Origin of the sequence: Streptomyces sp. NPDC051563, from assembly GCF_044454225.1 — a bacterium.
GTDB lineage: Bacteria > Actinomycetota > Actinomycetes > Streptomycetales > Streptomycetaceae > Streptomyces.
Genome location: NZ_JBITDL010000008.1, coordinates 211,017 through 225,403 on the forward strand (window position 1 = coordinate 211,017; position 14,387 = coordinate 225,403).

At 74.5% G+C, this 14,387-nt stretch carries 10 protein-coding genes; 3 read left to right on the plus strand and 7 right to left on the minus strand.

The features are described from left to right. Window positions 1-46: 46 nt before the first annotated feature. Window positions 47-1,471, minus strand: coding sequence for a spinster family MFS transporter (locus ACIA8F_RS12375; protein WP_399378241.1), 1,425 nt, complete (start codon window positions 1,469-1,471; stop codon window positions 47-49). 170 nt (window positions 1,472-1,641) lie between these two features. Between ACIA8F_RS12375 and ACIA8F_RS12380 the strand changes: the two genes are divergently transcribed. Then, complete coding sequence (locus ACIA8F_RS12380) at window positions 1,642-2,844, plus strand: PucR family transcriptional regulator (RefSeq protein WP_399378242.1); 1,203 nt, start codon at window positions 1,642-1,644, stop codon at window positions 2,842-2,844. Between the two features lie 196 nt (window positions 2,845-3,040). Continuing rightward, window positions 3,041-3,829: a polysaccharide deacetylase family protein gene (locus ACIA8F_RS12385; protein ID WP_399378294.1), complete on the plus strand. Its 789-nt coding sequence runs from the start codon at window positions 3,041-3,043 to the stop codon at window positions 3,827-3,829. A gap of 25 nt (window positions 3,830-3,854) precedes the next feature. On the opposite strand, the gene ACIA8F_RS12390 is transcribed toward ACIA8F_RS12385, so the two are convergent. Beyond that, window positions 3,855-5,393, minus strand: coding sequence for a sensor histidine kinase (locus ACIA8F_RS12390; protein ID WP_399378243.1), 1,539 nt, complete (start codon window positions 5,391-5,393; stop codon window positions 3,855-3,857). After that, window positions 5,386-6,078, minus strand: coding sequence for a response regulator transcription factor (locus ACIA8F_RS12395; RefSeq protein ID WP_399378244.1), 693 nt, complete (start codon window positions 6,076-6,078; stop codon window positions 5,386-5,388). The genes ACIA8F_RS12390 and ACIA8F_RS12395 overlap by 8 nt, the downstream gene beginning before the upstream one ends. 223 nt (window positions 6,079-6,301) lie before the next feature. Here ACIA8F_RS12395 and ACIA8F_RS12400 point away from each other — a divergent pair, with 223 nt between their 5' ends. Then, window positions 6,302-7,570: a glycosyltransferase family 4 protein gene (locus ACIA8F_RS12400; RefSeq protein WP_399378245.1), complete on the plus strand. Its 1,269-nt coding sequence runs from the start codon at window positions 6,302-6,304 to the stop codon at window positions 7,568-7,570. A gap of 102 nt (window positions 7,571-7,672) precedes the next feature. Here the strand turns inward: ACIA8F_RS12400 and ACIA8F_RS12405 are convergent, their stop codons facing one another. The 4 genes from ACIA8F_RS12405 to ACIA8F_RS12420 form a co-directional block, all read right to left on the minus strand. Continuing rightward, complete coding sequence (locus ACIA8F_RS12405) at window positions 7,673-8,086, minus strand: rodlin (protein ID WP_399378246.1); 414 nt, start codon at window positions 8,084-8,086, stop codon at window positions 7,673-7,675. Between the two features lie 111 nt (window positions 8,087-8,197). Further along, window positions 8,198-9,457, minus strand: a complete 1,260-nt coding sequence (locus ACIA8F_RS12410; protein ID WP_399378247.1) for a lipase family protein — start codon at window positions 9,455-9,457, stop codon at window positions 8,198-8,200. A gap of 182 nt (window positions 9,458-9,639) precedes the next feature. Continuing rightward, entirely contained in the window at window positions 9,640-11,433 is a 1,794-nt protein-coding gene (locus ACIA8F_RS12415; RefSeq protein WP_399378248.1) for a S8 family serine peptidase, read from the minus strand. Window positions 11,434-11,581: 148 nt separating this feature from the next. Next, a complete protein-coding gene (locus ACIA8F_RS12420; RefSeq protein WP_399378249.1) occupies window positions 11,582-14,368 on the minus strand; it encodes an ATP-binding protein in 2,787 nt (928 codons plus the stop codon). Window positions 14,369-14,387: the final 19 nt, after the last annotated feature.

Genomic DNA, 14,387 nt, shown 5'->3' on the forward strand with positions numbered 1-14,387 from the left:
TCTGGGTGTGCGGGTGAGGTGTCTGTGGGGGCTGCCGGCACCCCGGTCAGGGCGCCGGCGCGAGCATCGCTTCGCGGTCGCCCCGGACGGATCCCGCGGCGAGCAGCATGCCGATGGCCGCGACCCCGAACGCGAGCGGAACCGTGACCGTCAGGGCGGTCCGCAGGCCCTGGGCCGACGCGAGGGACGCGGACTGCGCACCGCCGGCCAGTGCGTCGGAGACCATGCCGACCAGTACGGGGCCGCCCGCTCCTCCGAGCAGGTAGCCGACGGCGAACAGCAGGCCCAGGGCGCCGGAGCGCTGCTCGGGCCGGATGACGTCGGAGACCACGGGCACGGCCGCCGCGAGGTAGACGATGCCGAGCAGGTAGCCCACGCTCAGGAACACCACGAGCTGCCACAACGCCCCCCGCCCCGCGCTGAGTCCGGCGAGGGAGAACGCAGCGGCGCCGAGGAGGCAGAAGGCCGAGACCCGGACCCGCGCCTCGGGCGATCTGCGGGCCGCCCGGTCGAGCAGCCTGCCTCCGGCGACCAGGCCGACGAGCCCGGTCAGGCCGACCACGATGCCGCCCACGAGACCGGCGCCGACGAGGGAGAGCCCGTGGTAGCGCTGGAGGACGGGAGTGAGGAAGGTGCCGATCGCGTACGCCGCGAAGTTGTACCCGGCGAACGCGAGGAGCATGCCGTACATCGAACGCACCTTCAGCAGCGCACGCAGCGTACTGCCGCGCCGCCCGCCGGGGACGGAATCCCGGGAGCGGGCCGGGCCGGCGGCCGGACGGTCGGCGGGAGGGCGGTGGTCGGGCGCCCCGTCGGCGGCACCGTCGGCAGCCCCGTCGGCGGCACCCGGTTCGGCCGCGCCCCGCCGGGGCTCGCGGATGCGCAGGACGAGGAGGGCGACGGCGAAGCCGGGTACCGCCGCGATGAGGAACGGTGCCCGCCAGCTGTCGAAGGCGACGGCGAGCCCGCCGGCCGTGAGGAAGGCGAGCAGGGTGCCGATCGGGAAGCCGAGCATGAACAGCGAGTGGGCCCGGGACCGGCGCTCGCTCGGATAGAGGTCCGACAGCAGGGAGCCGGTGGCGGGCGCGTAGCTGGCCTCGCCCACGCCGACGCCGACGCGGGAGCCGAAGAAGCCCCAGAAGCTGGTCAGCGCTCCGCCGGCCGCGGTGAAGGCGCTCCACACGAACAGCCCCCAGCCCGCGACGGCCGCGCGCGGAACGCGGTCGGCCAGCCGCCCCAGCGGGACCCCCGCGAGCGCGGCCACGAGGACGAACGCCGATGCCAGGATCCCGACTTGGGTGTCGTCGAGACCGAACTCCTCCTTGATCGGCTCCAGTACGACCGAAGGCAGGGCCCGGTCGTAGAAGTTGAGCAGATTGCCCACGAAGAGGAGCCCCAGCACGTAGCCCGCCGGGGAAGGCGCTGCGGTCGGACGGCCAGAGGACTCGGGCCGGGTGAGGGAGCGTGCCACAGGAGAGGTTCCTTCGACGGTGAAGAGCGCCCGGTTTGGCCGGCCGGACAAGGCCGCCGCGAGCTCCGCCACAGTGTCGCCCCGGTACGTGCGGCGGGCTACGGAACCCGCACCAGCATCGGAGCGCCGAGATTGTTCCCGGGAACAAGGTCCGCGGATACCCTGCCGGCATGGACCCCGAGACACCCACGGCCTGGCCGGTGCGACGCCGGATGCCGGACCTCGCGACCCTCGACGATGTGACGCGCGCGGCCGTGGCCGCCGCCGTCACCCGCCTGGGCACCCTGCACGAGGTCTTCGCCGAACGGTTCCTGGCGTCGGTGCGCAGCCACGTCCCCGGCTACGCGGTCCTCTCCGACGAGGAGATCAGGGCCTCCGCCCGGAGGTTCATGGACATCCTCGTCTCGGAGCTGACCTCGCTGCGGATCCCCGACGCGGCGCTGCGCGAGATGCTCGGGGAGTACGCCGTCGAGCGCGCCGCCCGCGGGGTTCCCCTCGACGTGCTCGCCGTCGGCTACCAGCTGGGTTCGCGGGAGATGCTCGCCCTGCTGGACGAGGTCGCCGCCGAAGTGGCCCTGCCCGCCGACCTCTTGCTCGCGGTGCACGACAGCACCTGGGAGTTCTCCAACGAGGCGTCCGCGGTGTTCGCCCGGGTCCAGCACGATCTCGCCGTGGAAAGGGCCCACTTCGACGCCGAACGCCGCTCGGCCTTCGCCGCCGGCGTGCTCGGCGGCGGCTTCCCGGCGGAGCGCATCAACCGGGACGCACACCTCTACGGGCTCGTCCCGCAGGCCCGCCACGTGGCGCTCGCGGCACGCGCCCGGTCCGCCGACGACGCCGACGCCGTCCGGCGCGCCGTCGCCTCGGCGGTCCGCGTCCCCGCCGACCGCCTGCTGCTCGCCCAGGTCGGCCCGGACCTCGGCTTCATCGTGCCGAGGGCGCCGGAATCCGTCGCCGGCCATCTGGTGGCCGTCGGCCCGCCCCTTCCCCTCGACCGGCTCGACGCCGGCTTCGAGGAGGCGGCCCTGGCACTGGAGACCGCCCTGCGGTTCGCCATGTCGGGAGTCGTGCGCCTTGCCGACCTCGGCCCGCGGCCGCTCGTGCTCTGCGGCGCCCACACCGCCGAAGGCCTGGCCGTACGCCACTTGACCGCGCTCGAGGCCACGGGCCGCTCCAGCACCGACATCGAGGAGACCGCGCGGGCCTATCTCGCCTGCGACCAGAACGTCCGCGAAGTCGCCCGGCTGCTCGCCGTGCACCCGAACACCGTCCGGTACCGGGTGAACCGCTTCCAGCAGCTCACCGAGCTGGACCTGCGGCGCACCGAGGACCTCGTGACCGCCTGGTGGCTGTTGAACCGGCGACAGGGCTGAGGCGGCGCGGGCGCGGCCTGGGCTCGGCGCGGGCGCGGCGCGCGCTCGGCATGGGCTCGGCACGGCCTCGGCACGGGCTTAAGGGTCCATTAAGGCGCTGCTGTGCATGCTCGTCGCCTCTCCGCGGCCAGCATCGCTCGACGCACACCGGCCGGCCGCTCCTTCGCCTCCGACCGATCCAGGACCTCCCCTCATGATGCGTTCGCTCAAGCGCCGTGCGCACGGTGCCTCCTCCTCCCGGCGGGCCGGTACCGCGGCGGCCGCGCTGGTGCTGACCGCCCTCACCGGTTGCTCCTCGCTCACCGGCGTCGTCTCACCGGCCGGCGTCCGCGCCGCGGCGGCCCACTCCGGCGTCGAGCGGGCCGCCGGGCAGGTGGACTGCACCGTCGCCAAGTGCGTCGCCCTCACCTTCGACGGCGGCCCGAGCGAACCGACCCCGCACCTGCTCGACTTCCTGAAGGAGGAGAAGGTCAGGGCCACGTTCTTCCTCCAGGGGAAGGGGCACACCGACACCTATCCCGACACCGTGCGCCGCATGGCCGCCGAGGGGCACGAGACGGCGAACCACACCTGGTCGCACGAGAACCTCACCGAGCTCACCCCCGACGGCATACGGGCCGAGATCGAGCCGGTCCAGCGGGACATAGAGAAGGCGACGGGCCGGGCGCCCACCCTCATGCGCCCTCCGGGCGGCGCCACCGACGACGAGGTGTCGAAGGTGATGAAGGAGCTCGGCCTCGCGCAGGTCCTGTGGAGCGTCACCGCGAAGGACTACGCGACCACCGACACCGCGCTCATCGTGCGGCGCGTCCTCGACCAGACCGAGCGGGACGGCATCATCCTGCTCCACGAGCGGTACGCCGGAACCATCCCCGCCGTCCCCACGATCGTCCGCGAGCTCCGCAACCGCGGGTACACCTTCGTGACCGTCTCCGAACTCCTCTCGCCGGCCAGCCCCCGGCCGGGGAAGGTCTACCGGCCGTGAGCCCGCGTGCAGCGCGGGCTCCCCGCTACCGGGGCAGTCGCAGGAGGAAGGCCGCTCCCCGGCCGGCCGGGACGACGGCCAGGGTTCCTCCGTGGTGGCGGGCGAGGTCCCGGGCGATGGCGAGACCGAGTCCGCTGCCGCCGGTGTCACGGGTGCGTGCTTCGTCGAGGCGGGTGAAGCGGTCGAAGACGCGCTCGCGGTCCGCTTCGGCGATCGGGGCTCCGTCGTTGTGGACGGTGCACTCCACCCATCCGGGCTCCTGGACGAGCGTCACGGTGACCCGGCTGTCGGCGTGGCGGGCCGCGTTGTCGAGGAGGTTGCGCAGCAGGCGCCGCAGCTGGTCCCGGTCGCCGTGCAGGGTCACGGGCTCCGCGGGGGCGTCGAGGACGAGGTCCGCGGTGGCTCCGGGCCGGGTGTGGGGCAGTTCCAGGAGGAGTTCCCGGACGAGCTCGGTGAAGTCCACCGGCGCCCGGTCGGGGCTCGCTCCGGGGGCGTTGTCCAGTCGGGCGAGGGTCAGCAGGTCGTCGACGAGGTACTGCAGTCTCGTCGTGGCCTGAAGGGCGTCGTTCAGGGCGGCGGGCCGCCCGGGATGGGCCACGGCGATCTCCAGGACGGTGCGCAGGCCCGTGACCGGGCTGCGCAGTTCGTGGGCCGCGTCGGCGATGAACCGCTGCTGGCGGCGGGCGTGGGCGTCGAGGAGGTCGAGGGTGTGGTTGGTCGTGCGGGCGAGCCGGGTGATCTCGTCCTCGGCCACGGGGACGGGGACGCGGGTTCCGGAGCCGGGCTGGTCGACGGTGGCGAGGCGGGTGCGGATGGCTTCGACCGGCCGCAGGGCGCGCGCGGTCGCCACCCAGGCGCTGAGGGCGACGAGCAGGGCGGCCAGCGGCACCGCGCCGGCCAGGGCCGGTACGAGGGCATCGGCGGCCCGGGCCGCGTCCGCCGGGTCGACGGCCATGTAGACGGTGTAGCGCCCGGGCGGGGGCGCCGAGGGGCTGGGGGCCGCGGGGGAGTGGACCTCGATGCTGGTGCCGGCCATGTCGACGGTCCGCCCGGCCAGGGCCGCCGCCTGGGAGAGGCAGCCGGGGACGGGCTGTCCGTTGGACGTACGGGAGGGGTCCCGCCGGCAGGAGGGGGCCGGTTCGCCGAGGCGGACCGAACGGACCGACGCCCATGCGGGCCGGGCATCCGCCGGCGCGGGCGGGAGCTGCGCCACGGCCCCGGGGAACGCTTCGGGAAGCCAGGAGGCGAACGGGCCGTCGGGGCCGATGATCAGGACCGGGGAGTCGGCGAGGATGTCGCCGGTGGCCTCCCGGTCCCTGGCCCGGATACCGGCGAACTCCAGGGCGATGGCGCGGGACTGGGCCAGGGCACGGCCCCGTGCCACGTCCGTCTCGGTCGTGTACACGTGGTGCCGCAGCCACCAGGCGCCCGCCCCGGAGAGGAGCAGGGCGGCCGTCCCCGCGGCAAGAGCCGTACGGGCGCGGGTGGTCAGGCGCCGCCACCGGGCCGGCATCCGCGCGGGGCGGGCGGGGCGGGCGGTGCTGCGGGGAGCCGCCTCAGGCATGCGAATCGTCCAGCCGGTAGCCGCGTCCCCTGACGGTCACGATGCTCCGGGTGCCGTAGGGCTGGTCGATCTTGCGGCGCAGGAAGCTGATGTAGACCTCCACGATGCTCGCCGCCCCCCGGTAGGCGATGTCCCACGCCTCCCCGAGGATGGCCTCCTTCGACAGCACCCGGCCCGGCTCGCGCAGCAGGCACTCCAGTACCGCGAACTCCTGGCCGGTGACCTCGATGCGCTCGTCGCCCCGCCCGCAGGTCCGCGCCTGCGGGTCGAGCCACAGGTCGCCGGCCCGCAGCACGTCCTGTGCGGTGGACCCGGCGGCCTCGCGGGAGCTGCGGCGGATCAGCGCGCGCAGGTGTGCGGTGAGCACGAGCAGGGAGAAGGGCTTCGTCAGGTAGTCGTCCGCCCCGGTGTCCAGGCCGTGTGCCTCGTCGAGTTCGCCGTCCCGGGCGGTCAGCATCAGTACGGGGGTGTCGACACCGAGGGCCCGGAGCCGTCCGCACACGGCGAACCCGTCCAGGGACGGCAGCATGACGTCCAGGACGATCGCGGCGAACGCGCCCGTGGCGCCGAGCTCCACGGCGGACAGGCCGTCCGAGGTCAGGGTGACCGCGTACCCCTCGCCCTCCAGGCCCTCCCGCACCGCGGCGGCGATCACCGGATCGTCCTCCACCAGCAAAATGTCCACGATGTCAGCATGCCATCCGGGAGCCCCTGCCCCGTGCGAACCGGCCTTCAGGAACGGTTAAGCATGATCTGCGCACAGTGGGGGACGACCGCAGTGGGCCCGGCCCCCCGGACCCGGCCCCCCCGGACCCGGCCCCCCCGGACCCGGCCCCCCTGACCCAGGCCCCTCACCGCCCCCGCTCGCCGACCCGACCTGCCCCCGCCACCGAAAGGCCAGGCGCCGCATGCGCATCTCCTTCCTGCTCCACAACGCCTACGGCATCGGCGGCACCATCAGGTCGACGTTCAACCTCGCCGCGGCGCTCGCGGAACACCACGACGTGGAGGTCGTCTCGGTATTCCGCAACCGTGGCGTGCCGGTCATGGGCGCGCCGCCCCGGGTCAGCCTGACGCCCCTGGTCGATCTGCGCCCGGACTCCCCGGACTACGACGGTGAGGACCCGCGTCACGCGCTGCCCGCCGCGGTGTTCCCCCGCGCGGACGGCCGGCACCGGCAGTACAGCCGGCTCACCGACGAACGCATCGGGCGGTACCTGTCGACTCTGGACGCCGACGTCGTCGTGGGGACCAGGCCGGGCCTGAACGTGCAGATCGCCCGGCAGGCGCACCGCGCCGCCGTCCGCGTCGGACAGGAACACCTCGCGCTCTCGCACCACGGCCTGCGCGTACGCCACGAGATACGCCACCGCTATCCGCTCCTGGACGCCCTCACCACCGTCACCGAGGCCGACGCCCGCGCCTACCGCAGGTTCGGCCCGTCCGCGATGAGGGTGGAGGCCATACCGAACGGCGTTCCCGCCGCTTCAGTGGAGCCGTCCGACGGCACCGGCAAGGTGGTCGTGGCAGCGGGCCGGCTCACTCCGGCGAAGCGCTACGACCTTCTCGTACGGGCCTTCGCGCAGGTCGTCGCCGAGCATCCGGACTGGGAGCTGCGCATCTTCGGCAGCGGTGACGCCACCGGCAACGAGAGGGCGGGCCTGTCCGCGCTGATCGGCGAGCTTGGCCTGAGCGGCCGGGTCCGTCTCATGGGTGATGCGGACCCGTTGGAGCCGGAGTGGGCCAAGGGATCCATCGCGGCTTCCACGTCCGACCGGGAGTCCTTCGGCATGACCATCGTCGAAGCGATGCGCTGCGGCCTCCCCGTCGTCTCCACCGACTGTCCGGTGGGACCGCGCGAGATCATCCAGGACGAGGTCGACGGGCGCCTGGTCCGCCCGGGCGACACCGACGGCATCGCCGCCGCCCTGCTGGAGCTCGTGGCCGACGAGGGGCTGCGGCGGCGGATGGGCGGAGCCGCGCTGAGGAACTCGGCCCGCTTCGATCCTGCGCACCTCGCCGAACGGCATCTCGACCTCTACCGGGAGCTCCTGCGCCGCGGCCCCGGCCGGCGCTCGCTCGGCCCCGTACGGGAGGCCGCGCACCGCACGCGGGTCGGCGCGATCGACGCGGCACACGCCGTGCGCTCCACCGCCCGCCGAGCCCTCGGGACGTAGCCGACGCGGAGCCCCGCGGCCGGGAACCGCGGCCGCGGGGCACTCGTACGGTCGGCGCGGTCGGGGCCGGCCGGTGTGCGGGGAGGGTGTGCGGGGAGGGTGTCAGCTTCCGGCGGACACGTTGCCCGACAGGACCGGGATGTTGTCCAGGATGTGCGAGAGGGCTTCGTCGCCCTTGGCCTGGGTGGAGTTCTCGGTGCACTGCTGGTTCTGCGGGTTGGACAGGACGTTGACGTCCTGGACGCCCACGTTCGCGATGATGGCGACGAGCGACTGCGCGTTGATCTTGGCCGGCAGGCCGATGCAGGGCTTGTTCGCCGTGCCCTGGATCACGGAGAGCTGCGGGCTCTTCTCGCCGTGCGTCTTCTGGTTGCCGTACGCCTGGACGGCACCGTTGCCGTTGACGGTGTTGACCCCGTTGTCATTGCCGATGGCCATGGCCGGAGCTGCCACGGCGCCGCCGGCGCCGATCGCGGCAGCGGTGGTGACAGCGGTGATCATCATCTTCTTCAGCATTGCCTGGTGATCCTTCGTTGGGGCGGGTGGTACCCGTCGGGTCTTCCGCCCTGGCAACGGCTGCGAGCGGCACACGTGGCGGTAAGTCACCCGTTTGCCGGACGGGTCCGCTCAGAACCGGCAGCTCGCCGTCGTCGGGGTGCCGGCGCGCCGGGCTTCCATCCAGGCGATCGCATCGTCCAGCGGGGCGTCGCCGATGGTGTGGCCCTCGTCGGGGTAGTACGCGAACTCCAGGTCGGTGCCCTTGTCGCAGAGCTCCCGTGCCAGTGTCTGGTTGAGGTTGCTCAGCACGTCGTTCCCGCCCTGCGGCAGCAGCACCGGGACCTTGACGGCGACCTCGCCGGTGGCGCTCGCTTTGAGAGCGGCATTGAGCGGTGCCAGGTCGGCGCCGGGCCGCAGGATGTCCGCGGCGGCCGGGAGACCGGGGTCGGCGGCCATGCAGGGCTGCGTCCAGATGCGCTCCGCGGCGGCCAGGCCGGCCGGGGTGAGCAGCTCGGCGGGTCTGACCGCGGGGTCGGCCGCGGCGGCCCCGTCGATCAGCAGCAGCAGGATCCCGGTGTAGGCGGTGGCCATCGCGTCCTGCTGGGCGAACAGGGCGGGCATCCACTCGAATCCGACCGCGGGGGCGTTGGCGACCACGCCCTTGAGGTCGATGTCGGGGGCGTACGAGGCGGCGTGGTGCGCGCTCCACAGTGCGGCGTGGCCGCCCTGCGATCCGCCGTAGACGAGCGTGGTCGCGCCCGCCCCCGGGTCGATGGCGCGGGCGGCGCGGACGATGTCGAGGGTGGCGTACGCGGCGGACTCCCCGTTCAGGTACGGGTGCCTGATCCCGGTCACGCCGAGGCCGACGTAATCGGGCTGTACGACGACGAACCCGCGCGCGAGCAGCTTTCCGACCGGACTCGCGTCCTGCAGCCCGGCGAAGGCCGGGATGCGGGACGGGGCGCACGCCGAACCGATGCCCATGGTGCCGTGGTCCACGGCGGCGACGGGCCGGCCGCCGGCGGGTGCGGGCCCCTCCGGTACCGTCACCAGCCCGCTCGCGGCCACCGGCCTGCCGTCCGTCCCGGTGCTCAGGTACATCACGAGGAAGGTGTGCGACGGCAGCGTCAGCACCGCCTCCGGCGGCGTGTACGGGCGTTGGCGGATCACCGTGCCGGGCTTGCCCGCGGGCAGCGGGCTCGGCGGGTCGAAGAACGCGTCGCCCTCGGGTACCGGCGCGGACGCCGTCCGCCCCTCCGGGCTCCGGTCCGCACCGCCGCGGGTGCAGCCCGACAGCGTCAGTGCCGCGGCGATCACCGCGACGGCCGCCCAGCGGGCCGCCCAGCGGGCCGGCCTGCCGGGGAGGCGGTGGCTCTGTCCGTGCGACAAGGAGGAACTCCTCTGCGTACGCGGCCGACGTGCGGCGCCGCCGGATGGAGGCGCGCGAAAGGCTAGGCGAGTCGCCTTTCGACGTCTACGCTTCCGGCGGTCCGATCGGTCCCGCCGCCGCCGCACGCACCCAACCCTCCCCGGGGAGGGGGAGGGCCGGGTGGCGGGTGAGCGATACGGGATCAGGAGGCGAAGCAGAGGGACTGGCCGGTGCCGAAGCCGTAGCAGTCGATGCGGCGCGAAGCGGTCGCCGACAGACCGGAGTTGTCGGTCACCGTCAGCTCGGCGGTGTAGCTGCGCTGTCCGGCCGGGTAGCGGTGGGCGACGGTGGCGCCGGTGCCCGTCGCGGAGTCGCCGAACTTCCACTTGTACGAGGCGATCGAGCCGTCGGAGTCCTTGGAGGCCGAGGCGTCGAAGGAGCAGTCCTGGTACCAGCAGGACACCGAGAACGCGGCGGTCGGCGGGGTGCCGGCCGGGGGCTGCGTCGTACCGGCGGTGACGGGCTTGGTGACGGTGGCCGTGCGGCCGGAGTCGTCGGTGACGGTCAGCTTGACCGAGTAGGTCCCGGCGGCGGCGTAGTCGTGCGACGGCTTGACGCCCTCGCCCTTCGTACCGTCGCCGAACTCCCAGGCGTACGAGGCGATCGAGCCGTCCGGATCCTTGGACGCCGAGGCGTCGAAGGCGCAGGAGGCGGCCGACGCCGAGCACTGCGCGGTGAAGTCCGCGACCGGCTCACCGGGCTGCGTGGGAGCGCCGAGCTTCGTCACGTTCAGGAACTTGTTGGGGGAGCCCGAACCGGCCCCGGTCACCACACCCGACTGCGCGTTGTCCACCAGCGCGTCGCGCACCTGCTGGGGAGTGGCGTCGGGATGCGCCGAGAGGTAGAGCGCCGCAGCTCCCGTCGTGTGCGGAGTGGCCATCGAGGTGCCGCTCATCGTCTGCGTACCGCCGCCCATCTTGGTGGACACGATGGAGCCGCCGGGAGCGAACAGGTCGAGGCAGGAACCGTAGTTGGAGAAGCTGGAGCGGGCGTCGTTGCTGTCCGTGGAGCCGAGGGTGATGGCCGCGGGCAGGCGCGCCGGGCTGGTGTTGCACGCGTCCTTGCTGTCGTTGCCCGCCGCGACGGCCACCGGGATGCCCGCGTTGATGACCCCGGCCACGGCGTCGTCGAGCGCCCGGTCGGCGCTGCCGCCCAGGGACATGTTGACGACGGCCGGCTTCTTCGCGTTCTTCGCGATCCAGTCCATCCCGGCCGCGATCTGCTCCGTGGAGCCGGAACCCTGGCAGTCGAGCACCCGCACCCCGACCAGCTTGACGTTCTTCGCGACGCCGTACGTGGCGCCGCCGACGGTCCCCGACACGTGGGTGCCGTGACCGTGGCAGTCGGCGGAGTCCGCGTCGTTGTCGATGAAGTCGTAACCCGAGGAGGCGCGGGAGCCGAAGTCCGTGTGCTGCCGGTACAGGCCGGTGTCCGCGATGTACGCGGTCACTCCGCTGCCGTCGTTCGGGTAGGCGTACGAGCCGTCCTTCGCCCCGTCGATGCGGTCGATGCCCCAGGAGGGCGGGTTCGGCTGGGTCCCGGATCCGTCGACACGAAAGACGGTGTCGGCCTGGACGTAGCGGACGCCCGGCGCGGCCGCCAGGCGGCGGGCCTGCTCCGGGGTCGCCTTCACGGAGAACCCCTTGAGGGCGGCGGTGTAGAGCTGACGGACCGCCCCTCCGTGGCGGTCCGTCAGCGTCTTCGCCTCCCCGGCGGTTTCGGCCGTGGCGGCGGCGCGCAGGGAGGGCGCGCCGTCGAGGACCACGAGGTACCGGCCGCTCACCGTGTCCGCCCCGCCCTCGCCGAGGACCCGGCCCTCCGCGGGTCCGGCATGGGCCTGGGCGACCGTGCCGAACAGGCCGAGGACGGTCGCGGTGGCGGCACCGAGACATATGGCCCCGAGCCGGGTGCTTCTTGCCGCACGCTGTGCACGCATCCAACTGCTCCTACTGATCGGGTTCCTGGAGGCCCCGGCGTGGGGGCCGGGGCACGGGGATCACCCTCGTGACACCCGGGGGAGCAGGGCAATCCGTATCCGGGTCCGTAGGAGTACCTATTCGCCGCCGCCGCGCGGGTCCCGCCCGCTACGGAGTACGTACCTCCGTACGGCTGCTGACCTTCAGTTTCCGCAGCACCTTCGCCACGTGCTGTTCCACCGTGCGCGGCGAGAGGAACAGCAGCTCGGCGATCTCCCGGTTGGTGCGGCCCGAGGCCACCAGCCGGGCCACGTCCGCCTCCCGCGGCGACAGCCCCTCGCCGTACCCGCCCCGGCCGCGCCGGGGCGCCGTCGCGTGCCCGCTCCCGCGCAGCGCCCGCCGGCACCGCGCCGCCTCCCAGGTGGCCCCGATCCGCTCGAACTCGGCGGCCAGACAGGCCAGTTCGGCAGCATCGGGGACGCATTCCAGAGCTGCCTGCACGGCCTGGGCCGCACTGTGCGGCCGGCGCAGCGCGGTGAAGGCGTCCGCCGCCCGGCGGTAGTGCGCCGAGGCCTCCTGAGGCCGTCCCGCGGACCGGGCCACCGCCGCCCGGCACAGGGGCAGCGCCGCCAGCGCCAGGGGATGGTCGCGCCCGGCGATGGCCTCGGCGTACTCCCCGGTCAGCCGCCCCGCGTCGGCCGGCCGGCCCGCCCGTACGTACGCGTCCGCTCCGGCCGCCGCCAGGTCGGCGGCCCACCCCCAGAGCCCCTTGTGCCGGACCAGCGCGAGTCCCCGGTCGGCCTCGGCGCAGGCCGCGGCGGCCCGGCCCCGCGCCAGGTGGATGCGTACCGCCGCGGCGCCCGCGGCCGCCAGGACGGGCGAGGCCGCGTTCTCCGGATCACCCAGGGCGGCCGCCGCGAGGTGCTCCCCGGCCTCCTCCCACTCCCCGTGCGCGGCGCCGAGGAGCCCCAGCACGAGGCGGGCCTCCGACTCGATCCCGGACGCGCCCTGAGCCGCCTCCCACACCTGCCGGGCCCGCTCGCCGAGCCCCTCCCAGCGCCCCTGGCTCCACTCCAGGCGCAGCACCGTCGCGTCGATGATCCCGCGCAGGTACGGGGCTCCGCACGCGGCGGCCATCCGGTCGCCCTCCCGGCGGAACAGCTCGGCCTCCGGGTCCTTGCCCAGCCAGGCCGCGGCGTCCGCGAGGTTCCCGCACATCCGCGCCAGCTCCAGGCGCCCCGCCCGGTCCGCCGCGCCGGCGGCCAGCAGGGCCTCGGCCTCGCCGCGGACCGCCTCCTCGCCGAGGGTCATCCGCAGGACGAGGTGGTTGCCGCGCACCGCGAGCCGCAGGGCCTCGTCCCCGTGCACGGCGGCGATCCGCTCGGCCCGGGCGATCCACTCCAGGTAGACCGGGTACGGTTCCCCGCCCCAGGTCGGCATCGCGAGCCCGGCCATGCCCCGGGCGGCGCGGGCCGGCCGCTCGTGCAGCTCGGCGACGGCGCGGGCGGTGTCCAGCCGGCCCTGGCGGTGGTCTCCGGCCTGGTTGTTCAGCAGCAGCCCCAGATTCAGCCGGATGTCCCCGCGCACCGCGTCCGGCAGCGCCGCGCCGTCGTCGACGACCCGGCGCAGCAGCCGTGCGGTGCGCCGGTGGGTGAGCCCGATCGTGGCCGCGCGGCTGAGCCGCAGGGCGAGGCGGGCGCAGTCCCCGGGGGGCAGCGCGGGGTCGTCGAGGAGCCCTTCGAGGAGTTCCACGGCGAGCGCCGTGTCACCGATCTCCCGGGCGTGCTCGGCGGCGTCCTCCGCGTACCGGCGCCACTCCATCACCGCCCCGGCCTGCCGGGCGTGGTAGGCGAGCCGCACGAGCGGCGGCGCGGGAAGCGCCGCCAGCGCGGTGACGGCCCGCAGGTGCAGGCGCCGCCGCTCGGGGCCCAGCAGGGCCTCGTGCACGGCCTGCTGGGCCAGCCCGTGGCGGAACCCGTACCGGTCCTCGCCCCAGTCGTGGAGCACCCCGGCCCGCAGGGCGGCCCCCACGGCCCGGGCACCGGCCTCCTCGTCGAGCCCGGCCACGGCGGTGACCAGGGCCTCCTGCGCCGGATCGCGCAGCACCGCGGCCGCGTGCACGACGGCCAGGGCGGACGCCTCCAGACCGGCGGTCCGGTCGGCCATCGCCTCCTGGAGCAGGGCGGGCACGGCCGCGGGAGCGCCCGGTGCGCGGACGAACTCCTCCAGCACGAAGGGGATCCCGGCCGTCCGCGCGTGCAACTCGCCCGCCAGCCGGGCCGATACGGGTCCGCCGGTGAGCGCGGCCGCCAGGACGCGCACCTCGTCCGCGTCCAGCGCCTCCAGCCGCATCAGGAGCGACTCGCGGCCGGCCGCCCGCCGATAGGCCCGCCCCAGCGGCAACCCCGGTGCGGGCAGGTCCTCCCGACGGTACGTCAGGACCACGGCGAGGCCCGGCGGCGGATCCTCGATCAGGAACCGGATCAGGTCCCGGGTGCCGTCGTCGGCCCAGTGCAGGTCCTCCACGACGAGTACGGCCGGGCACACGGCGGCCAGCAGCGCACCCACCGCCCGGAAGATCCGGTGCGTGGCGGCCGCCGGGTCGTGCAACGGCTCACAGGGCGGCGGCAGCCGCTCGGCGAGCTCCGGCAGGTACGGACGCAGCGCCCCGCACACCGGGCTGAGCCCCGCCGGAACGGCGTGCGCGAGGGTGCGCAGCACGTCGAAGAGCGGCCCGTACGGGAACGGCTCGCGCAGCGGCGGGCAACTCCCCGACAGCACCCGCGCAGCGCGGTCCGGGAGGTGCGCGAGCACCTCCCGCACGAGCCGCGTCTTGCCGATCCCGGCCTCGCCCTCGATCAGCACCACGGCGGGCGGCCGGGCCAGCGCGGAACGCATCGCCCGAATCTCCGCATCCCGTCCGACCAGCACCGATGCGCCCGTCCCCGCACTCATGCGGGTGGAGTCTACGCAG

Excerpts from the sequence above, each read along its gene's own strand:
- ACIA8F_RS12380 (WP_399378242.1), top strand. The coding sequence starts at position 1,642 with ATGGACCCCGAGACACCCACGGCCTGGCCGGTGCGACGCCGGATGCCG.
- ACIA8F_RS12405 (WP_399378246.1), bottom strand. The coding sequence starts at position 8,086 with ATGCTGAAGAAGATGATGATCACCGCTGTCACCACCGCTGCCGCGATC.
- ACIA8F_RS12385 (WP_399378294.1), top strand. The coding sequence starts at position 3,041 with ATGCGTTCGCTCAAGCGCCGTGCGCACGGTGCCTCCTCCTCCCGGCGG.
- ACIA8F_RS12420 (WP_399378249.1), bottom strand. The coding sequence starts at position 14,368 with ATGAGTGCGGGGACGGGCGCATCGGTGCTGGTCGGACGGGATGCGGAG.
- ACIA8F_RS12390 (WP_399378243.1), bottom strand. The coding sequence starts at position 5,393 with ATGCCTGAGGCGGCTCCCCGCAGCACCGCCCGCCCCGCCCGCCCCGCG.
- ACIA8F_RS12415 (WP_399378248.1), bottom strand. The coding sequence starts at position 11,433 with ATGCGTGCACAGCGTGCGGCAAGAAGCACCCGGCTCGGGGCCATATGT.
- ACIA8F_RS12400 (WP_399378245.1), top strand. The coding sequence starts at position 6,302 with ATGCGCATCTCCTTCCTGCTCCACAACGCCTACGGCATCGGCGGCACC.